Source organism: Streptosporangium sp. NPDC048886, assembly GCF_055586905.1.
The window spans coordinates 35,437-55,069 of sequence record NZ_JBVJHH010000018.1; the positions used below are offsets into that span (position 1 = coordinate 35,437).

The following is a 19,633-nucleotide window of genomic DNA, read 5'->3' on the forward strand; positions in this document are numbered from 1 at the left end:
ATACCTGCGCAATCGCATGAAGATCGCAATTTGCCGGATGCGATCCACTGCCGCGACGGGCGTCGGATCGCGCTCTGCACGGGCAGAGTACGGCGGGGCGGGTTGTGACCGATGGATTATCGAGATGTATAAAAATTCGCAATATCCGGATAAGCGCGGAGAAGTGATTCTCCGCGCTTATCCGGACGGCCGGGGCACGGTGGCCACGGGCCCGCGGGTCAGTCGAAGATCGGCTCGCGGGTGCGGGAGCGCTTGAGCTCGAAGAAGCCGTCGACGCCGGCCACCAGGCGGACGCCGTCCCAGAGTCTGGCCGCCTCCTCACCCTTGGGCGCGGGCGAGATGACCGGGCCGAAGAAGGAGACGCCCTCCACCGAGATCACCGGGGTGCCGACCTCCTGGCCGACCCGCCCGATGCCGTCGTCGTGCGAGGCGCGCAGGGCCTCGTCGAACTCCTCGGAGTCCATCGCGTCGGCGAACTCCCGGTCCAGGCCCGCGGCCTCCAGCGCCTCCTCGACGGTCTCGCGGAGCCTGTCGAGCTCCTTGAGCCTGCCCTGGTTGTGGAAGCGGGTGCCGAGCTCGGTGTAGAGCCGGCCCACCGTCTCGGAGTCGTACTTCTCCTGTACGGCGGTGACCACGCGGACCGGGCCGATGGCCTTGGCGATCATCTCGCGGTATTTGTCGGGCACGTCCTTGTCCTCGTTGAGCACGTTGAGGCTCATGATGTGCCAGCGCGGCTCGATAGGCCGCAGCTTCTCCACTTCCAACAGCCACCGGGAGGTCATCCACGCGTACGGGCAGAAGGGGTCGAACCACAGGTCGACCGGGGTGCGCTCAGTCATCTCTCAGCTCTCTGATCGGGAAGCCTGTCGTCGGCGACAACCTGTGGAACCGAGTTTCCTATTCCGGGTAGGGATTATTACGTTGACGAGCGGCTTTATCCTCGAACGGAGCGGTCGGCTCGTCCCTCGGCCTCCGGGGCGGCGATCCTCTGCCTCACATGGCAGGATTCAGGCATCCCTTCGCAACGGAGCGGGGGAAGTTGTGACGAGGGAGCGGTAGTGGCAGGCAATCTGACCCGTGACGAGGCCCGCGAGCGCGCGCGTCTGCTCAGCGTGCAGTCATACGCGGTGGAACTCGATCTGACCGAGGGTGAGGAGCGCTTCGAGAGCGTCACCACGGTCCGGTTCACCAGCGCTCAGGCGGGTGCGGAGACGTTCATCGACCTGGCCGGTGCCAAGGTGCGCAAGGCCGTCCTGAACGGCACCGAGCTCGACGTGAGCAGCTACGACCTGGAGACCGGCCGGCTGCCGCTGCCGGGCCTGGCCGAGACCAACGAGCTGCGCGTCGACGCCGACTGCTCCTACACGCGCACCGGCGAGGGCCTGCACCGCTTCGTCGACCCGGTCGACAAGAACGTCTACCTGCACAGCCAGTTCGAGACGGCCGACGCCCACCGGATGTACGCCTGCTTCGACCAGCCCGACCTGAAGGCCACCTTCGAGCTCACCGTGCTCGCGCCCTCCTACTGGGAGGTCATCTCCAACGCGGCGCCCGACTCCGCCGAGGAGCTGGAGGAGCACCACGGCCGCCACGGCGCGCTCCAGGCCGCCAAGCGCTGGCACTTCCCCGCCACGCCGGTGATGTCCACCTACATCACCGCCCTGTGCGCCGGCCCCTACCACAAGGTGACCTCCGAGCACGACGGCATCCCGCTGGGCCTCTACTGCCGGGCCTCGCTCGCCGAGCACCTCGACGCCGACAACCTCTTCGAGATCACCCGGCAGGGGTTCGACTTCTTCCACAAGATCTTCGGCGTCCGCTACCCGTTCGGCAAGTACGACCAGCTCTTCGTGCCCGAGTTCAACGCGGGCGCGATGGAGAACGCCGGCTGCGTGACCTTCCTGGAGGACTACGTCTTCCGCTCCCGCGTCACCGACGCGATCATCGAGCGCCGCGCCGAGACGATCCTGCACGAGATGGCGCACATGTGGTTCGGCGACCTGGTCACCATGCGCTGGTGGGACGACCTGTGGCTGAACGAGTCGTTCGCCACCTACGCCTCGGTGCTCTGCCAGGCCGAGGCCACCCGCTGGGGCCAGGGCGCGTGGACGACCTTCGCCAACGTGGAGAAGGCCTGGGCCTACCGCCAGGACCAGCTGCCCTCGACCCACCCGATCGCCGCCGACATCGTCGACATGCACGCGGTCGAGGTCAACTTCGACGGCATCACCTACGCCAAGGGCGCCTCGGTGCTCAAGCAGCTCGTCGCCTACGTGGGCCTGGACAACTTCCTGGCCGGCGTCCGCGACTACTTCAACGAGCACGCCTGGGGCAACACCACGCTCGCCGACCTGCTCGGCGCGCTGGAGCGCACCTCCGGCCGCGACCTGTCCTCCTGGTCCAAGGAGTGGCTGGAGACCGCCTGGGTCAACACGCTGCGCCCGTCGTTCACCACCGACTCCGAGGGCCGCTTCCTCGAGTTCAACGTCCTGCAGGAGGCCCCGGCCGACTACCCGACGCTGCGCTCGCACCGCGTCGCCATCGGCCTGTACTCCCTGCAGGGCGACGCCCTGGTCCGCACCAAGCGGGTCGAGCTCGACGTGGTCGGGGCCCGTACGGCGGTGGCCGAGCTGGTCGGCGAGGTCCAGCCGGACCTGATCCTGATCAACGACGACGACCTGACCTACGCCAAGGTCCGGCTCGACGAGCGTTCGCTGCAGACGCTGGTGAGCGGCGGCATCGCCAGGTTCACCGAGTCCCTGCCCCGCGCCCTGTGCTGGTCGGCCGCCTGGGACATGACCCGCGACGCCGAGATGTCCACCCGCGACTACGTCGCCCTGGTCATCTCCGGCATCGCGTCGGTCAAGGACATCACCGTCGCGCAGACGGTGCTCCGCCAGGCCCGCCTGGCCGTCCAGCAGTACGCCGACCCGGCCTGGCGGGCCGAGGGCCTGGCCCTGCTGGCCTCCGCCCTGCGTTCCCTGGTCGCCGGGGCCGAGCCGGGCTCCGACCACCAGCTCGCCTACGTCAACGCCCTGTCCGCCGTGGCGACCTCCGCCGAGGACCTGGCGTTCGTCAAGGGCCTGCTGGACGGCTCGGAGGTGCTCGACGGGCTGACCGTGGACACCGACCTGCGCTGGACGCTGATCCAGTCCCTGGTCTCCGGTGGTGTGCTCGGCGAGGAGGACATCGCCGAGGAGCTCCTGCGCGACGCCACCGCCACCGGTGAGCGCTCCGCCGCGCTCTCCCGCGCCGCGATCCCGACGGCGGAGGGCAAGGCGAAGGCCTGGGGCGTCATCACCGAGGGCAAGCTGAGCGGCGCCCTGCTCCGCTCGACGATCCTCGGCTTCATGGACCCGCACCACCCTGACCTGCTTGAGCCGTACGCCACGGAATACTTCAAGGAGATCGGCCGGATCTGGAAGACCTGGACCTTCGACAGCGCCCAGAGCTTCGCCAACGGCTGTTACCCGGCCCTGGCCATCTCCCCGGCGACCGTCGCCCGGACCCAGGACTTCATCTCCGCCGAACAGCCGCCGCACGCCCTCAAGCGCCTGCTCCTGGAGGGCGCCGACGGCGTCAGCCGCGCCCTGCGGGCTCAGGCCAAGGACACCTCGGCGGCCTGACCCGGCCCCGACCCCCGGGCGGACCCCGCCCGGCTCCGGACGCCCTCCGCCGTCACGGCGGGGGGCGTCCGCGCGTCCTGGGTCCGTGCCTACCCGGTGGCCTGCCGTCCCCGGCGGCGCCGTTCCCGGCGGTGCCGTCCGGGCCGGGCGGGCGGGCCGCGGCACCGTGATCGGTGCGCCGATCACCGCCAGTTGATGGTAAAAATGGTCCCTACCTGCAAGAACATGTAAACATCCCGCTATGGCCGGATAAGGTGACCCGGGATCCGCGCCCCGTGAGAAGGTGATCAAGTGGAATCAGCACGCGATCTACTCGTCTCCCTGGCGCGCAGGCACGCCTTCGCCGACCTCGGGGCACTCGCCGTGGACGTCGTCGAGGACGCCGGCGACATCGAGGCGGTGTGCGAGTTCGGGCAGCGGCTGCTCTCCCTCGACGCGGAGGACTTCGCCGCCGAGGCGCGGGCCGTACCCAGCGACCTGAGGCGCCGGGCGCGGGCGTGCACCATGCCGCAGACGCCGCGGGAGCAGCCGCGCGGCGCCCTGGAGTCGCTGCGGCCCGCCTACGGGCTGCTGCTGGAGGTGATCGCGGTCCGGTGGCACCGGCGCGAGCTGAGCCCCATGGTCGCCGCCATCCACATCGCCAGCGAATACCTGCCGCTGCTCGCCTTCGAGCCGCTGCTCGGCAACGCGGGAGACCCGGCGCGCTGGCCGCGCGGGCTCAGCGCGCCGGGCAGCAGGTTCGGCGTGATCGGCGAGCGCGAGTGCGACCACACGAAGTCGGAGCAGTCGGCCACCAACCGGACCCTGCGGGTGGCCGGGGAGCCGGCCGAGGGCTGGCGGGCCTACTTCGACCGGCAGCACAGCCAGGTGGCGGGCGCGCTCGCCACCTGCGTGGCCACCTGCCGCACCCCCTGCACCGCGATGGACTGGGTGGAGCCGGAGCGCCGCGAGGACCTCGGCGTACGCGCCCGCGCCGCGCTGGCCTTCGCCGACACCCCCCTGGTACGGCTGCGCCACGCGGCCCCGGTGGGCCACGGGTTCGGTGTGCCCTCTCCCGAGGAGGTCCTCGACGCCTGGCAGCGCAGCCGGGCGATCCTCGGCAAGAACGCGGTGGGCGAGGAGGCCGCCAGGGACGACGGCTTCCCCCTGCCGGGGCTGCCCAGCCTGTTCTCCGCCGTCGCCGCCGCGCCCCTGACCCCCTCGACCCTGCTGACGGACATCAGCACCTATCTGGTGAAACTGCTGCGGGCCTGACTGTGGGAGGGCCCGTCACAGGTGCCGGACGGGACGCACGGGCCCGCCGCGGGCGTCGGCTGGACGGCGGGGGCCATGGGCCTGCCGAAGAAATCCCACGACGTCATGGCCTGGCCGACCGTCGCCGAGAGCGCGCAGCAGCAGACGGAGATCACCAGCAGGATCACGCCCCTGCGGACGTAGCGTTTCTTGGCGTCGGCGACGGCGCTGAGCCTCCTGATGTCCAGCAGGAGCCGGTCGGCCCGGACCCGGGTGTCCTGGACCGCCGTGCGGGCCCTCAGGTCGGCGAGCGCGCTGCGGGCGAACGCGCCGGCGCGGGAGTCCTCCACCGGGGACTCACCTGCGTGGGGGTCCTCGTCGTGGAGCCGGCCCGCGTAGGAGCGGCGGCGCTCCACCGCCTGCCCGGCGAGCCGCGCACTGCGGGGGTAGAGGGCGCCGGCGAGCATCAGGATCCCCATCGCGCAGAAGAAGACGCCCGCCCACCAGAGCCACTCCACCTGGCTGGGCAGCCCGTCCGGCCCGTAGCGGTTGCCCAGCAGCACGCCGAGGACGGCCGCCGCCGTCAGGACCGCGGCCTTGCGGTCCGCCCTGCCGATGTCGCCGCGCACCTCGGCCATGACCGCCGCGATGTAGGCGACGACCTCGTCCTGCTCCTGCTTCACCGTGCCTCCCCCGGAGACGTGACCCGTCAGCGTGTCGCGCACGATCTTCAGCACTACCCGATTATGCGAGAAGGTCATCTGCGGCGCGAAGCCAGATCCGCCAGCAGCCTCACGCCGGAGACGAGCCCGCCCGCCAGATCTCCCGCGCCGAGGGCGAGCGCCATCGACCTCGCGGCCAGGCGGCACTCCCGGTCCGGGAGCCGCCGGCCGGCGTGGAGACCGGTGACGATCTCCAGAGCCCGTCCTGCGGGGTCCACGAAGACGAGCACGGCCCTGTCGGCCTCCTCGCCCAGCGCGGCGTGCAGCCGTTCGGCGAAGTGGCGGCGCGGGCCGACGGCCGGTCCGAGGTAGGCGGCGAAGCGCAGGCCGCTGCGGCGGTCCGCGGCGCGCAGCGCCTCCCGGAGGTCGTCGGCCTGTGCCGGGCTCAGGGTCGGCAGCACCGTCACCATCGCGCCGACGCCCCGCCGACGTGCCGGCCCGGCTCGGAGAGCTCGGCCAGCGAGACCCAGTCGACCCGCGGCTCCCGGGGAGCCCCCCGGTCCACCAGCACCGGACCGGGGGCGACTCCACCGTGCTCGCCGCCGTGCGGGCCGCCGAACCACACCGCGCCCGCCGAGGTGGTCCGGGCCGCACGCGCGCGCATCCTGCCGGGCAGCATCACCAGCAGGGTGATGAGCAGGAACAGTCCCGCGGAGGCTCCGACGAGAAACCCGAGGACCCGGATCGCGTCCACACGACCAACGGTAGACCCGCGGCGAGATGTCGTCGAGACCTGTTCGAGACCTACCAGACGGCCGGTCTGCGCTCCCCCCAGAAACCGCCGCGGGCCGCCTCGACCTGCGCCGAGAGCGAGATCAGCGTGCCCTCGTCGCCGAACCGTCCGGCCAGCATGACGCCGACCGGCAGGCCGTCCGGCGTCCAGTGGAGCGGGAGGTTGACCGCGGGCTGGCCGCTGACGTTGTAGATGGCGGGGAAGGCGGCGAAGCGCTTCATCCGCTCGAAGGTCTCCTCCGGCTCCGCCACGTCCTCGAACCAGCCCACCGGCCGCGGCGGCTGGGTGACGGTGGGGGTGAGCACCGCGTCGTACTGGTCGGTGACCATCAGCCCGAACCGGGTGGCCAGCTGTAGCGCCGACTGGGCCTGCAGGAAGTCGGGGGCCGGGGTGGCGAAGCCGCGCCCGCGCAGCCAGGCGGTCAGCGGCCGGAGCCGCTCCTGCTTGCTCAGGTCCACCGGGTGCATGCAGGCGAAGGCGTACCAGAGCGTCACGAACTGCGGCACCAGGTCCGGGGTGAACGGCGGCGCGATGTCCACCACCTCGTGCCCGAGCGCGGCCAGCTCCGCCGAGGCGTGCTCGTAGGCGGCGAGCACCTCGGGGTCGACCTCGGCGCCGGGGACGAGCGGTTCGGCGTAGCGGGCGATGCGCAGGCGGCCCGGCTCCCGGCCCACGTACGCCGTGAACGTGCCGAGCTCCGGCGGCGGGGCGTAGTAGAGGTCGCCGGGGTTGTCGTGCGTCATCACGTCGAGCAGCGCGGCGGCGTCGGCCACGGTACGGGTGATCGGGCCGTTGGTGGACAGGCCGGCGAGGTCGGGGATGATCGGCGCGGAGCTGATCCGGCCCCGGGTGGGCTTGATGCCGTACAGCCCGCAGACCGAGGCGGGGATCCGGATCGAGCCCGCGCCGTCACTGCCCTGCGCCGCGGGGGCCAGGCCCGCGGCGACCGCGGCGGCGGCGCCGCCGCTGGAGCCGCCCGCGGAGCGGGAGAGGTCCCACGGGGTGCGGGTGGGCGGGGAGAGCGAGGTCTCGGTGTAGCAGGGCAGTCCGAACTCGGGGGTCGCGGTCTTGCCGAGCATGACCGTCCCGGCGTCCCTGAGCCTCTCGACCACGCTGTCGTCCACCGGCGCGACGAAGTCCTCGTAGGTGGCCGAGCCGAAGTGGATCGGCACGTCCTTGACCAGGTTGAGGTCCTTGATCGGGATCGGCACCCCGAGCAGCGGCGGGAGCTCCTCCCCCGCCAGCACCCTGGCCTCGGCCTTGCCCGCCTGTTCCAGGGCCATCTCGCGGGTGACGGTCACATAGGCGCCGACCTCCGGGTCCAGCCGCGCGATGCGGTCGAGGTAGTGTTCGGCGATCTCGACGGGCGAGATCTCCCCGCTCCGCACGGCCGCCGCCTGCTCAAGGGCGGTAAGATCATGTATGTGGGCCACGTCCCGCACAGTAGGCGCAGACGGCCCGGTTATCTAGAGAGGAAATGAGTAGATACCCGGATCAGGACGGCGCCAAGCGAGTGATGGTGGTCACAAAAGTATGAGATACCCAATACTAGGCACCCCAATGGACGTCAGCTACCGTGAGTTACGTGGATTCCGGTCAGGTACCAGAAGACGGTAACGCTACGTCACCTATTTGGGTCAGTGACCGACCGGCCGAGGACAGGCCGACGTCTCGACCCACCGCGCCCGCGTCAACATACGCGCCCGTTGAGCGCGCTTCCCTGCGCAGCCTGCTCGACCATCCCAAATACCGCCATCTGCGGCGCCGTGCCCTGATCGCGGTCGGCGTGGGAGTGGTCGCGGGCATCCTGCTCGCGAGCTGGCGGCTGGGGGTCACCGCGGCCGTCGTGGCCGCGATCGTCGACACGGTGCTGCACGCCCGGTCCAACTCGACGGTGCCCGCCTGGCGGCGCGCCTCGGTCGCGGAGCGGCGCACGGAGGCCCAGCTCAAACGGCTGGAGCGGGGCGGTTACCGCACCCTGCACGCCCGTGCGATCCCCAACAGCGAGGCCCAGATCGACCACCTGGTCGTGGGCCCCACCGGGATCTACGCCGTCGACTCGGAGAAATGGGACAAGCGCCTGCCGGTCCGCGTCCAGTCGCACCGCAAGCTGTTCCATGGGCCGTTCAACCAGAAGCCCCGCCTCGACGAGGCGCGCTGGGAGGCGTCCCAGGCGGCCGAGCTGATCGGTGAGGCGCTGGGCCACGAGGTCACGATCGTCCCGTCCCTGGCGATCTACGGCCCGGCGATCCCCTGGAAGATTCTCAACGTCCGCGAGGTCGACGTCTTCGACGGCAGCCGTGTCCGCAAATGGATCACCAAGCGCGAACGGTCACTCACCGACACCGAGATCGACGAGATCTACCGGGCCGCCGAGCAGGTCCTGCCCGCGCGCTACCCCGAATCCTGACCTCGGAGGCGCCCCGGCCCCCGGGAGCGACCCTCCGTAACCCCTGACGGGAGTCTCCGGCCGGGCGCCGGCGGCTCCCGTCCTTCATGCCCGCGCCCTCCCCTCGCCCGCGCCCGCGCCCCACGCCCGGGACCAGGCGTCCGCCACGGCCGGGATCCGACGCGACAGCCTCCGTGGCCGAGGCGGTCACCTCCGTGACCCGGCGCGGTCACGGACGGCCGCGGGGCGTCCGGCGCGGGGCGTTCGGTAAGGTCGGTGGCAGGGCCGGGCACACCTCGGCTCCACCGGTCGCCGCCTCAGCGCTTCCGCCGCTCCCGCCGGCGGCCGGAGACGTTCCCGTCGACGTCCGGACACCTTCACGGCACGCCACCGGGGAGCGGCTCGGCGCCGCGACCGCCCACCAGGCGGTCGACGGCCGCGCGTCTCGTGTTGTGGACAGCCGTCTCAAGCACCGGGCGGTAGCCGTACCATTTGAAGACTCGGTTTCGATGATGGGAGAAGCCTCATGCCCGCCCTCAGGTCTCGTACGGTCACTCACGGCAGGAACATGGCCGGAGCCCGGGCCCTGCTCCGGGCGACGGGTGTGGAGGGCGGTGACTTCGGCAAGCCCATCATCGCGGTGGCCAACAGCTTCACCCAGTTCGTCCCCGGGCACGTCCACCTCCGCGAGGTCGGCGACGTGGTGGCCGGGGCGATCCGCGAGGCGGGCGCGATCCCGCGCGAGTTCAACACGATCGCGGTCGACGACGGCATCGCGATGGGCCACGGCGGCATGCTCTACTCGCTGCCCAGCCGCGAGCTGATCGCCGACGCGGTCGAATACATGGTCAACGCGCACTGCGCCGACGCGCTCATCTGCGTCTCCAACTGCGACAAGATCACTCCGGGCATGCTCCTGGCCGCCTTCCGGCTCAACATCCCCACGGTCTTCGTCTCCGGCGGCCCGATGGAGGCCGGCAAGACGCCGGGCCGGAAGCTCGACCTGATCGACCCGATGATCGCCTCGGCCGACGACTCCGTCTCCGACGCCGAGCTGCTGGAGCTAGAGGAGAACGCCTGCCCGACCTGCGGTTCGTGCAGCGGGATGTTCACCGCCAACTCGATGAACTGCCTCGCCGAGGCCATCGGCCTGGCGCTGCCGGGCAACGGCACGATCCTGGCCACGCACAAGGCGCGCAAGAAGCTGTTCCAGGACGCCGGGCGCCAGCTGGTGGAGATCACCCGCCGCTACTACGAGCAGGACGACGAGACGGTCCTGCCGCGCAGCATCGCCACCAAGGACGCCTTCGAGAACGCCATGGCGCTGGACGTGGCGATGGGCGGCTCGACGAACACGATCCTGCACATCCTCGCCGCGGCCCGCGAGGCCCAGGTCGACTTCGGGCTCAAGGAGATCAACGAGATCTCGCTGCGGGTGCCCTGCCTGTGCAAGGTCGCCCCGGCCACCGCGAAATACCACGTCGAGGACGTCCACCGGGCCGGTGGAATCCCGGCCATCCTCGGCGAGCTCGACCGGGCCGGCCTGCTCCACCGTGACGCGCACACCGTCAACGGCGGCACCATGGGCGACTATCTCGACGCCTGGGACCCGCAGTCGGCCGGCGTGCTGCCCGAGGCGTTGGAGTTGTGGCACGCCGCCCCCGGCAACGTCCGCACCGTCAAGCCCTACTCGCAGGAGGCCCGCTGGGACTCGCTGGACCTCGACCGGTCCGAGGGCTGCGTGCGCGACTCCGAGCACGCCTACACCCGTGACGGCGGCCTGGCCGTCCTCTACGGCAACATCGCCACCGAGGGCTGCATCGTCAAGACCGCCGGGGTCGACGAGTCGATCTGGCGCTTCTCCGGGCCCGCCGTGGTCTTCGAGTCCCAGGACGACGCGGTCGAGGGCATCCTGAACAACAAGGTCAAGGCCGGCGACGTCGTGGTGATCCGCTACGAGGGTCCGAAGGGCGGGCCGGGCATGCAGGAGATGCTCTACCCGACCTCGTTCCTGAAGGGCAAGGGCCTGGGCAAGGCCTGCGCGCTGGTCACCGACGGGCGCTTCTCCGGCGGCACGAGCGGGCTGTCCATCGGCCACGCCTCCCCCGAGGCGGCCGAGGGCGGCGCCATCGCCCTGGTCGAGGACGGCGACCTCATCGAGATCGACATCCCCGGCCGGTCGATCGAGCTGAAGGTCTCCGAGGAGGAGCTGTCGGCCCGCCGCGAGCGGCTCGTCGCCGACCTGGGCGGCTACCGGCCACGCGACCGTCACCGCCCGGTGAGCGCGGCGCTCCAGGCCTACGCCGCGATGACCACTTCGGCCTCCACCGGCGCCTCGCGGGACCTGTCCCAGCTCTCCCGCTGACGCCGCCTTACCTGTCGGGTACGGTCCGCCGTACCCGACAAGAAGTTCGAAAAATGTCGGTGCCCGTCCCTATGATCAGGGTATGGCTAACGTCATGAAGCCCTCCGCCAGCCCGCTGACGACCGCCGAGATCGCCGCCCTCGCCCTGTCCCTGGCGCACCTGGGTTCGGGCCCGCAGGCCAACGCCGCCCGCAGCGGCCTGCGCCACGCGTTCGAGCACATGGAGCTCGACGACGAAGTCATCGCCACCACGCTCGCGACCCTCATCGACCCGATGCCCGACCCGGTCGCCGACCGGGCCCGGACCATCGCCAACGCCATCACCTCCCGTCTCGTGGTCCGCCTGCACTACCGGGACGTCACCGGCCGGATCACCGTCCGCGACGTCGACCCGGTGACCTGCATGGTCCACCGCGACTACTGGTATCTCGTGGGCATGTGCCGCCTGCGGCACGGCATCAGGGCCTTCCGGTTCGACCGGATCGTCGCCACCGAGCCCACCTTCCAGCCCGCCCGCCCCTACCTGGCCGACCGCTTCCTGCCCTTCCAGGGCAGGCGGCGCGCCCTGCAGAACGAGCGCGCCGCATAGCCGGACCTTGACCTGTCACTCGGCCGGATCAGGCCGGCCGGGTGACAGACTCCGGCCATGAGGGTTCGGTGGGCCTCCCTCGTCGTCGCCGTGACGACGATCGCCGCCTGTCACGCGTGGACACCGGCCGCCGGGCCGGGGACCGCCCCGGCGCGGAGGGTGTGGCGGGCGCCGCCGCCCCCCGCCGTCGCCACGCCCGGCGGTGGCGCGGCGGTCCCCGGCCCCGCCGAGCGCCGCGACCTCACCAGGGCGCTGGACGGCTATCTGGAGGACCGGCCCGGCCGTGTGGCGGCCGCGGCGTTCGACCTGGTCACCGGGGCCGGCTACACCTACCACGACAGCGCGCCCTTCCTGCTGGCGAGCGTGGCCAAGGCCGGCATCCTGACCGCGCTGCTGCTCAGGGCCCAGGCGGCCGGGCGCCCGCTGACCCGCCACGAGCGTTCCCGCGCCGGGGTGATGATCAGGCGGAGCGACAACCAGGCCGCGAGCGAGCTCTACGCCGCGGTCGGCGGCCGGCGCGGGCTGGCCCGGGTGCTGCACGAGATCGGGGTCACCGCCACCTGGCCGGCCCCGTGGCCCTATTGGGGCGCGACCAGGGGCGGGCCGTCGGAGCAGCTCAGGGTGCTCTGGGCGCTCAGCTCACCGGCCGGGCCGGTCAGCGCGGCCAACCGCCGTTTCGCCACGAGGCTCATGTCGTCGGTCGTCCCCGGCCAGGCGTGGGGGGTGAGCGCCGCGGCGTCCGCCGAGGACCTCGTCTCGCTGAAGAACGGCTGGCTCCCGGCCCGGGTGCACGGCGGCCTGTGGACCGTCAACAGCATCGGCAGACTCCGCTCGGACGGCCACGACCTGCTGGTAGCCGTGCTGTCGGAGCGCAGCCCCGGCAAGGACACGGGGATCGCCACGGTCGAGCGCGTCGCCCGGCTCGTGGTCGGCGCGCTCAGGGGGGACCCGGAGCCCCGGCGGGGGACCTAGCCACAGCAGCCGCCACCGCAGCAGCCGCCACCGCCGCCGCCCGGCCGGGGTGCCGGGGCGCCGGATCCGCCGGTCACGGCGACCGTGGACAGCAGCTTGACGGTGTCGTCGTGGCCCTGCGGGCAGAGCGCGGGCTCACCGGAGCGGGCCATCGGACGGGAGAGCTCGAAGGTGGATCCGCAGGCGCGGCAGCGGAAGTCATAGCGCGGCATGACAGACAGATTACTCACGTGAAGCTGATGGAGGCGTAGTCGGCGACCGGGCGGTAGCCGATCGCCTGGTAGATCGAGTTGGAGGTGGGGTTGGACAGGTCGGTGAACAGCAGCACCTCCGTGGCGCCGGCGGCCAGCGCCACGGCCGTCGCGGCGTGGGCGACCGCCGCGCCGTATCCCCGCCGGCGCAGGTCCGGGGGCGTGTAGACGGGGCCGACCCGGCACATGCCGGCGATGGGCGAGGAGAGCCCGGCGAACGCGACGGGCAGCCCGTCCGCCTCCCACAGCACCAGCTCCTCGCGGTTGATCCTGCTGGCCACCAGCGAGGTCAGGTCAGCGGGCAGGACACCGCCGGCCTCGGCCAGGAAGTCGCCGAACCACCCGACCAGCCGCCCGAGGTCGTCGATGGTGGCCGTGCGGGGGGCTCCCCGGGCCGGCGGCCGCGGCGGGACGGGCGCGTCGAGCCGGTAGAGGCGCTCGGAGCGGCGCCCGGCCTCGGGCCGCCACCAGGCGTCGGCGAACGCCTCGGCCTGCGCGAGCGGCCCGGACACGCCGGGGATCACCCGTTCGTCCTCGATGAGGCGGGCGGCGAGCCCGCGGACGGTCTCCGGGGGGACGTCGGCGAGCAGCAGCGGATGGGGCGGCGTCTGGCTCGCCGCGGCGACGGTCTCGCCGTCGCGCTCCAGCCAGGCCAGCAGCACGTCGTCGCCCCACAGGCCGCTGCGGATGCCGCGCAGGACCGTGAGCGGGACGGTGTTGCGGACCGGGTCCTTCAGCAGCCACGGCTCCGCCGCCCCGGCATACACCTCGGCATCGGAGGTGAACGTCCATCCCATACGTCGATTGTGCCGAACCGGATGGGCCGGGGCGAACGGATATCAGGCCGCGGTCAGGCCGCGCTCTCCGCGAGGTAGGGCGCCCACAGGGGGTCGCCGACGCTGTGCGCGCCGATCAGCCGCCAGTGGACGCCCCGTGGCACCACCGGGACGACGCTCAGCGTCCATCCCAGCTCCTCCAGCATCCGGTCGGCCTTGCGGTGGTTGCACGAGGTGCACGAGGCCACGCAGTTCTCCCACGTGTGCGGGCCGCCCCGCGAGCGCGGGATCACGTGGTCGATGGTCTCGGCCCGCTGGCCGCAGTAGGCGCACCGGTAGTCGTCCCGGCGCATCAGCGCGGTCCGGGTCAGCGGGATCCGTGACCGGTAAGGGATACGGACATATCGGCGAAGCCTGATCACCGACGGGACGTCGAGCGTGCGGCTCGCCGAGCGGAACACGGCGCCCCGCCCGTCGCGGTGCACGACGTCCGCCTTCTCCCTGAGCACGAGCACGACCGCGCGGTGCAGGGAGAGAGTGGTCAGGGGTTCGTAGGTGGCGTTCAACAGCAGGACTTGGCGCATCAGCGGGCCTTTCCCGCTGCACGGCGCGTCAGTTGAGGGGGCACGCCGTCGCGTGCCCCGATTGGCGGCCCCTCCTGGGGCCCTGGTGCTTCCGTCACGAGGACCTCCGCCGGACGGCCCAGCGGATGGTCACCACGGCACCGTCCTCAACCAAGTTTGGCTTCTGCATCATCGTTCCCGCCACTCATAAATGAGCCACCCATAAATGACTGAAGGGACGCCTGGTACGTTTTATGCCCGCATTACTAGTTTTTAACTCCTCCGGCGGCGGATCGAATACGCCTCTCGCGCAATGGGTCCGCGCCGTCGCCGGGAGGTCGTAGGGTTCCTGCCATGACGCGACAGCCATACCCTCCTGCCAGCCGTGACGCGCTCGTCGACGACCTGCACGGCACCCCCGTCCCCGACCCCTACCGATGGCTGGAGGACCCCGACGATCCGGCCACCACGACGTGGCTGGCGGAGGAGGAGAAGCTCTTCGCGGCCGAGATGGGGGCACTCGCCGGACGAGAGGCGTTCAAGACGCGGATCGCCGAGCTGCTCAGGTCCGGCTCGGTCGGCGCACCGGTCTGGCGCGGGGAGCGCCGCTTCTTCATGCGACGGACCCCGGAGCAGGAGCACGCGGTGCTCTACACCGTCGACCCCGACGGCACCGAGCGGGCGCTGCTGGACCCGACGGCGCTCGACCCCACCGGCCTCACCACGCTCGACTCGTGGCAGCCCGACAAGGAGGGGCGCCTGCTCGCCTACCAGATCTCGGTGGGCGGCGACGAGGAGTCGAGCCTCTACCTCATGGACGTCGCGCTGGGCGCCCGGATCGAGGGTCCGATCGACCGGTGCCGCTACTCCCCCGTGGCCTGGCTCCCCGGCGGGAAGGCCTTCTACTACGTGCGCAGGCTCCCCTCCACCGAGGTGCCCGACGGTGAGGAGCAGTTCCACCGCCGCGTATACCTGCACCAGGTCGGCACCTCCACCGAGGACGACGTCCTGATCTTCGGTGCCGGCATGGAGAAGACCAACTACTACGGTGTCGCGGTCTCCCGCGACGGCCGCTGGCTGCAGATCTCCGCCTCCCGCGGCACGGCGCCGCGCAACGACCTGTGGGTGGCCGACCTGTCGGCCTCCTCCCCCGAGTCGCCGGACCTCGTCGTCGTCCAGGAGGACGTCGACGCCCAGACCGCCCTGAGCTTCGGCCGCGACGGCAGGCTCTACGTGTTCACCGACCGCGACGCCCCGCGCGGGCGGATCTGCGTGACCGACCCCACCGCCCCCCAGTACGAACACTGGCGCGACCTGATCCCACAGGACCCGGAGGCCGTGCTGTCGGACTTCGCGATCCTCGACGACCTGGACCGGCCGGTCATGCTGGTCGGCTGGACCCGCCACGCGATCAGCGAGATCTCCGTCCACGACCTGGTCGCCGGCGAGCGCGTGGGACAGGTGCCGACGCCCGGCCTGGGCACCATCGGCGGCATCAGTGAGCGCCCCGAGGGCGGCCACGAGGCGTGGTTCGGCTACACCGACAACACCACGCCGCCGACCATCCAGCGCTATGACGCCCGCACCGGCGAGACCGGCCTCTGGGCCTCCTCCCCGGGAGCCGTCGAGGTGCCCGCCGTCGACACCGAGCAGGTGACCTACCACTCGGCCGACGGCACCGAGGTCCACATGCTGGTGATCTCCAAGCCCGGCGTCGAGGGGCCGCGCCCGACCATCCTGTACGGCTACGGCGGCTTCGGCATCTCGATGACCCCCGGCTACTCGGCGTCGATCCTGACCTGGGTCGAGGCGGGCGGCGCCTACGCCATCGCCCAGCTGCGCGGCGGCGGCGAGCAGGGCGAGGAGTGGCACCGGGCGGGGATGCTCGCCAACAAGCAGAACGTCTACGACGACCTGCACGCGGCGGCCGAGCACCTGATCGCCACCGGCGTCACCACGGCCTCCCAGCTGGCCATCTCCGGCGGCTCCAACGGCGGCCTCCTGGTCGGCGCGGCCCTGACCCAGCGCCCCGACCTGTACGCCGCCGTCGCCTGCTCGGCCCCGCTGCTCGACATGGTCCGCTACGAGCTGTTCGGCCTCGGCGCGACCTGGAACGTCGAGTACGGCTCCGCCGAGAAGCCCGACGAGTTCGCGTGGCTGTACGCCTACTCGCCCTACCACCACGTCCGCGAGGGCGTGTCCTACCCGGCGACGCTGTTCACCGTCTTCCAGTCCGACACCCGGGTCCACCCGCTGCACGCCTGGAAGATGTGCGCCGCCCTCCAGCACGCCCAGTCCTCCGACCGGCCGATCCTGCTCCGCAACGAGACCGAGGTGGGCCACGGCGCCCGCGCGGTGAGCAAGACCGTCGAGCTCGCCGCCGACCAGCTCACCTTCCTCGCCCACCACACGGGCCTGACGGCGTAGTCGCCGCCCGGCGCGCCCCCGCCGGGGGCGCGCCACGGTTACGGCGCCCGGCTAGCGCGGGAAGACGATGGTCCGGTGGCCGTCGAGGAGGACCCGCTGCTCGGCGTGCCACCGTACGGCGCGGGCGAGGGCCTGGCACTCGACATCGCGGCCGATGGCGGCCAGGTCCTCCGCGGAGTGGGTGTGGTTGACCCGGGCGACCTCCTGCTCGATGATCGGCCCCTCGTCGAGGTCGGCGGTCACGTAGTGGGCGGTCGCGCCGATCAGCTTCACCCCGCGGGAGTGGGCCTGGTGATACGGCTTGGCCCCCTTGAACGACGGCAGGAACGAGTGGTGGATGTTGATCACGTTGCCGGCGAGCTTGACGCAGAGGTCCTCCGACAGCACCTGCATGTAGCGTGCGAGCACCACCAGGTCGGCCTGGTAGTGGTCGACCAGGCTCAGGATCTCCGCCTCCTGGCGGGACTTGGTCTCGGGGGTGACCGGCAGGTGGTGATAGTCGATGCCGTAGGACTGGGTCAGCGGGCGCAGGTCGGGGTGGTTGGAGGCCACCCCGACGATCTCGATGTCGAGCAGGCCCGAGCGTGTGCGGTAGAGCAGGTCGTTGAGACAGTGCCCGAACTTGCTGACCAGCACCAGCACGCGCGGCTTGACGGCCAGGTCGCGCAGCTTGAATTCCATGCCGAGCTCGGGGGCGAGCGCGGTGAAGGCCGTGCGGAGATCGGCGTGGGAGAGCGGGGAGACGAACTGCACCCGCATGAAGAAGCGCTCGGCGACGGGGTCCCCGAACTGCTGGCTCTCGGTGATGTTGCAGCCCCGCGCGGCCAGGAGACCGGAGACCGCGGCCACCACGCCGGGCCGGTCCGGGCAGGACAACGTCAGCACATACTGGGCGGCGGAGCTCATGCGGTCTCCCCCTCCGGTGTCCCGGAGCCCGTGCCGGGCCTTCTGACTCGCTCGTTCATGCCTTCACCCTCGAAGAGGTCGGATCGTCCGGTGCCTCCGCACCGACCTGGGCAGAGTACAGCGCGCCGGCCACCTCCACCCGCGCCACGCCCACCTCCGGGTCGGCGGCGCGGGTGCCGCCCTTTCACGAGATGCTCCGGAGCCGGTTCTGCCCCGGCCAGCCGCGCACGCCGGTCCCGGGTCCAACAGAATGAGCTCTTCGTCCATCATCCACCCGACCTCTGGGTAGGTATGTCCTCATCGGGGCACTGGGGACGCTACCCATGGACCACGAGCGAGGGCAGCCGTCATCCGCCTAGGCCGCCATAGCCGGACCGGCCTTGTCCTTCACCTGCCGTTCAGTTGGGATGTGGAAGCGTGAGCCTGGTCGCCCTGACGTCGCTCGCCGGACTCTTCGCGGTCGTCACCGGGGTCAACGACGGCGGCGCGCTCCTGGCGATCGGCCTGAAGATCCCCAGCATCCCGCCGGTGACCGGTGTGATCATGATGATGGTCACGGTCGCGCTGATGCCCCTGGTGACCTACCAGGTCGCCAGGACCTTCACCACCAGGCTGGCGGGCATGGAAGGCCCCTACGGCCAGATCACGCTGACCGTCGCCGTGCTGGCCGCGCTGGCCGTCGTCGCGGCCCTCAACAACCGGGGGCTGCCCACCAGCCTGACCCTCGCCATCGTGGGCGCCCTCACCGGTGCGCGCCTGGGCTGGGATCTGCCCGTCTCGGGCGGCGCCGTGCTGTTCGTGCTCGCGGTCGCGATGGCCGCCCCGTTCGTGGGAGGGCTGCTGGCGATCCTGACGATCCGGCTGCTCGTACGGCTGGCGCGCGGCCGCACGCTGCGGCAGTGGCACCGGGCCGGGTTCACCCTGCAGTGCCTGGCCTACGCGGCCAACGACGGCCAGAAGATGCTGGCCGTCTTCATGCTCACCCTCGGCCTCTCCAGCCCTCCGCTCCCCGTCTGCCTGGCCGTGGCGGCGCTGTTCGGGATCGGCGCCCTGTACGGCCTGCCGCGTGCCGGCCGTACGCTCAGCCGGGGGGTCATCGCCTCGCGCCCGCTGCACGGCGTGACCGCCGAGCTGGCCAGCGGCGCCGCCGTGATCGGCTGCTCGGCGATCGGCGCACCGGTGAGCATGACCCAGACGATCGCCGGCGCCCTCATCGGGGCCGGGATGGCCGAGAGCGCCGGCCGGGTGCGCTGGCACGCCGCAACGAAGATCGTCTTAGCCTGGATGCTGACGCTGCCGGTGAGCGGGCTGCTCGCCGCGGCGGCGGCGCTCATCCTCCGGGGGGTGATCGTGTGAAGCGGCTGCGGCGGGTGCGGGATCTGATGGCGGGCCGCATGGACAGCGTGCTCGTCGAGGCGCTGATCGGGCAGCTGGAGGCCACCAAACAGGGCGCCTGGCTGGCCATGGCCATGATCGGGGGTGACATGGGCCGGACCGACGCCCACGAGCGGATGCGCTCCATCGAGCACCGCGGCGACACCGAACGCGCCCGCCTGGTGGAGGAGCTGTCGGGCTCCCTGGTGACGCCGATCGACCGCGAGGACCTGTTCCGGCTGTCCCGCTCGATCGACGACGTGCTGGACTCCCTGCGCGACTTCGTCCGCGAGTCGCATCTCTACCGCGTCCGGGACCAGCAGCGCTTCGCCCCCATGCTCGACCAGGTGATCGTCGGCATCGAGGCTCTGGAGGCCGCGGTCAACGGCCTGGCGTCCCGCCCCTCGGTGATCACCCATGACGCGCTGGAGGCGAAGAAGGTCGGCGGCACCATCCGGCGCATGTACCAGTACGAGATCGCCCGCATCTTCTCCGACCCGATCAGCGCCGAGACCCTGAAGGAGCGCGAGCTGGTCCGGCGCCTGGAGATCGTCGGCATGGCGATCAGCGAGGCCGCCGACGCCATCGCCGACGGCGCGATGAAACGCTGACCCGCGCGGCACCGCGCCGGCGGCCGGCCGGAGCGCCCCCGGCGCCGGCGGACGGGCCGGACCCGGGCCGCTGGCCGTACGGGGACCCGCGCGGCC

Annotated in this window: 18 protein-coding genes; 9 read left to right on the plus strand and 9 right to left on the minus strand. The window is 71.7% G+C overall.

Annotated features, from left to right (window positions below):
• Nucleotides 1-218: 218 nt before the first annotated feature.
• Nucleotides 219-839 (minus strand): mycothiol-dependent nitroreductase Rv2466c family protein, encoded by a 621-nt coding sequence (locus ACZ6R6_RS22845; protein WP_470096312.1) that lies wholly within the window; start codon nucleotides 837-839, stop codon nucleotides 219-221.
• 219 nt (nucleotides 840-1,058) lie between these two features.
• On the opposite strand from ACZ6R6_RS22845, the gene pepN reads away from it, so the two are divergent.
• Nucleotides 1,059-3,626 carry an aminopeptidase N gene (gene pepN, locus ACZ6R6_RS22850; protein ID WP_470096314.1) on the plus strand — a complete coding sequence of 856 codons (2,568 nt, stop codon included), beginning with the start codon at nucleotides 1,059-1,061 and terminating at the stop codon, nucleotides 3,624-3,626.
• Nucleotides 3,627-3,917: 291 nt separating this feature from the next.
• Nucleotides 3,918-4,880 (plus strand): hypothetical protein, encoded by a 963-nt coding sequence (locus tag ACZ6R6_RS22855; protein WP_470096316.1) that lies wholly within the window; start codon nucleotides 3,918-3,920, stop codon nucleotides 4,878-4,880.
• On the opposite strand, the gene ACZ6R6_RS22860 is transcribed toward ACZ6R6_RS22855, so the two are convergent.
• The 4 genes from ACZ6R6_RS22860 to ACZ6R6_RS22875 are packed head-to-tail and all read right to left on the minus strand — an operon-like array spanning nucleotide 4,853 to nucleotide 7,747.
• Complete coding sequence (locus ACZ6R6_RS22860; protein WP_470096318.1) at nucleotides 4,853-5,596, minus strand: Pycsar system effector family protein; 744 nt, start codon at nucleotides 5,594-5,596, stop codon at nucleotides 4,853-4,855. The genes ACZ6R6_RS22855 and ACZ6R6_RS22860 overlap by 28 nt on opposite strands.
• Before the next feature lie 20 nt (nucleotides 5,597-5,616).
• The gene (locus ACZ6R6_RS22865) at nucleotides 5,617-5,991 is read right to left on the minus strand and encodes a DUF5130 family protein (RefSeq protein WP_470096320.1); all 375 of its coding nucleotides are present in this window, start codon (nucleotides 5,989-5,991) and stop codon (nucleotides 5,617-5,619) included.
• Nucleotides 5,985-6,275, minus strand: coding sequence for a hypothetical protein (locus tag ACZ6R6_RS22870; RefSeq protein ID WP_470096322.1), 291 nt, complete (start codon nucleotides 6,273-6,275; stop codon nucleotides 5,985-5,987). The genes ACZ6R6_RS22865 and ACZ6R6_RS22870 overlap by 7 nt, the downstream gene beginning before the upstream one ends.
• A 50-nt stretch (nucleotides 6,276-6,325) precedes the next feature.
• A complete protein-coding gene (locus ACZ6R6_RS22875; RefSeq protein ID WP_470096324.1) occupies nucleotides 6,326-7,747 on the minus strand; it encodes an amidase in 1,422 nt (473 codons plus the stop codon).
• 353 nt (nucleotides 7,748-8,100) lie between these two features.
• Between ACZ6R6_RS22875 and ACZ6R6_RS22880 the strand changes: the two genes are divergently transcribed.
• The 4 genes from ACZ6R6_RS22880 (at nucleotide 8,101) to ACZ6R6_RS22895 (ending at nucleotide 12,629) form a co-directional block, all read left to right on the plus strand.
• Nucleotides 8,101-8,724, plus strand: coding sequence for a nuclease-related domain-containing protein (locus ACZ6R6_RS22880; protein ID WP_470096326.1), 624 nt, complete (start codon nucleotides 8,101-8,103; stop codon nucleotides 8,722-8,724).
• A 505-nt stretch (nucleotides 8,725-9,229) separates the two neighbouring features.
• Nucleotides 9,230-11,068 (plus strand): dihydroxy-acid dehydratase, encoded by a 1,839-nt coding sequence (ilvD, locus tag ACZ6R6_RS22885; RefSeq protein ID WP_470096328.1) that lies wholly within the window; start codon nucleotides 9,230-9,232, stop codon nucleotides 11,066-11,068.
• An 82-nt stretch (nucleotides 11,069-11,150) separates the two neighbouring features.
• Complete coding sequence (locus ACZ6R6_RS22890; RefSeq protein ID WP_470096330.1) at nucleotides 11,151-11,657, plus strand: helix-turn-helix transcriptional regulator; 507 nt, start codon at nucleotides 11,151-11,153, stop codon at nucleotides 11,655-11,657.
• A gap of 57 nt (nucleotides 11,658-11,714) precedes the next feature.
• Nucleotides 11,715-12,629, plus strand: coding sequence for a serine hydrolase (locus ACZ6R6_RS22895; protein ID WP_470096332.1), 915 nt, complete (start codon nucleotides 11,715-11,717; stop codon nucleotides 12,627-12,629).
• Here ACZ6R6_RS22895 and ACZ6R6_RS22900 read toward each other — a convergent pair.
• Genes ACZ6R6_RS22900 through ACZ6R6_RS22910 form a run of 3 tightly spaced genes read right to left on the minus strand, consistent with a single transcriptional unit; the run spans nucleotide 12,626 to nucleotide 14,240 of the window.
• A complete protein-coding gene (locus tag ACZ6R6_RS22900) occupies nucleotides 12,626-12,841 on the minus strand; it encodes an FmdB family zinc ribbon protein (RefSeq protein ID WP_306866272.1) in 216 nt (71 codons plus the stop codon). The genes ACZ6R6_RS22895 and ACZ6R6_RS22900 overlap by 4 nt on opposite strands.
• Before the next feature lie 14 nt (nucleotides 12,842-12,855).
• Nucleotides 12,856-13,677 (minus strand): GNAT family N-acetyltransferase, encoded by an 822-nt coding sequence (locus ACZ6R6_RS22905; RefSeq protein WP_470096335.1) that lies wholly within the window; start codon nucleotides 13,675-13,677, stop codon nucleotides 12,856-12,858.
• A 53-nt stretch (nucleotides 13,678-13,730) separates the two neighbouring features.
• Nucleotides 13,731-14,240, minus strand: coding sequence for an HNH endonuclease (locus ACZ6R6_RS22910; RefSeq protein ID WP_012893753.1), 510 nt, complete (start codon nucleotides 14,238-14,240; stop codon nucleotides 13,731-13,733).
• Nucleotides 14,241-14,573: 333 nt separating this feature from the next.
• On the opposite strand from ACZ6R6_RS22910, the gene ACZ6R6_RS22915 reads away from it, so the two are divergent.
• On the plus strand, nucleotides 14,574-16,646 hold the full coding sequence (locus tag ACZ6R6_RS22915) for a prolyl oligopeptidase family serine peptidase (protein WP_470096338.1): 2,073 nt from the start codon (nucleotides 14,574-14,576) through the stop codon (nucleotides 16,644-16,646).
• A 51-nt stretch (nucleotides 16,647-16,697) separates the two neighbouring features.
• Here ACZ6R6_RS22915 and purU read toward each other — a convergent pair whose 3' ends face one another.
• Nucleotides 16,698-17,552, minus strand: a complete 855-nt coding sequence (gene purU / locus ACZ6R6_RS22920; RefSeq protein WP_470096339.1) for a formyltetrahydrofolate deformylase — start codon at nucleotides 17,550-17,552, stop codon at nucleotides 16,698-16,700.
• Between the two features lie 417 nt (nucleotides 17,553-17,969).
• Here purU and ACZ6R6_RS22925 point away from each other — a divergent pair, with 417 nt between their 5' ends.
• On the plus strand, nucleotides 17,970-18,908 hold the full coding sequence (locus ACZ6R6_RS22925; protein ID WP_470096340.1) for an inorganic phosphate transporter: 939 nt from the start codon (nucleotides 17,970-17,972) through the stop codon (nucleotides 18,906-18,908).
• The gene (locus tag ACZ6R6_RS22930) at nucleotides 18,905-19,537 is read left to right on the plus strand and encodes a DUF47 domain-containing protein (RefSeq protein WP_470096341.1); all 633 of its coding nucleotides are present in this window, start codon (nucleotides 18,905-18,907) and stop codon (nucleotides 19,535-19,537) included. The genes ACZ6R6_RS22925 and ACZ6R6_RS22930 overlap by 4 nt, the downstream gene beginning before the upstream one ends.
• Nucleotides 19,538-19,633: the final 96 nt, after the last annotated feature.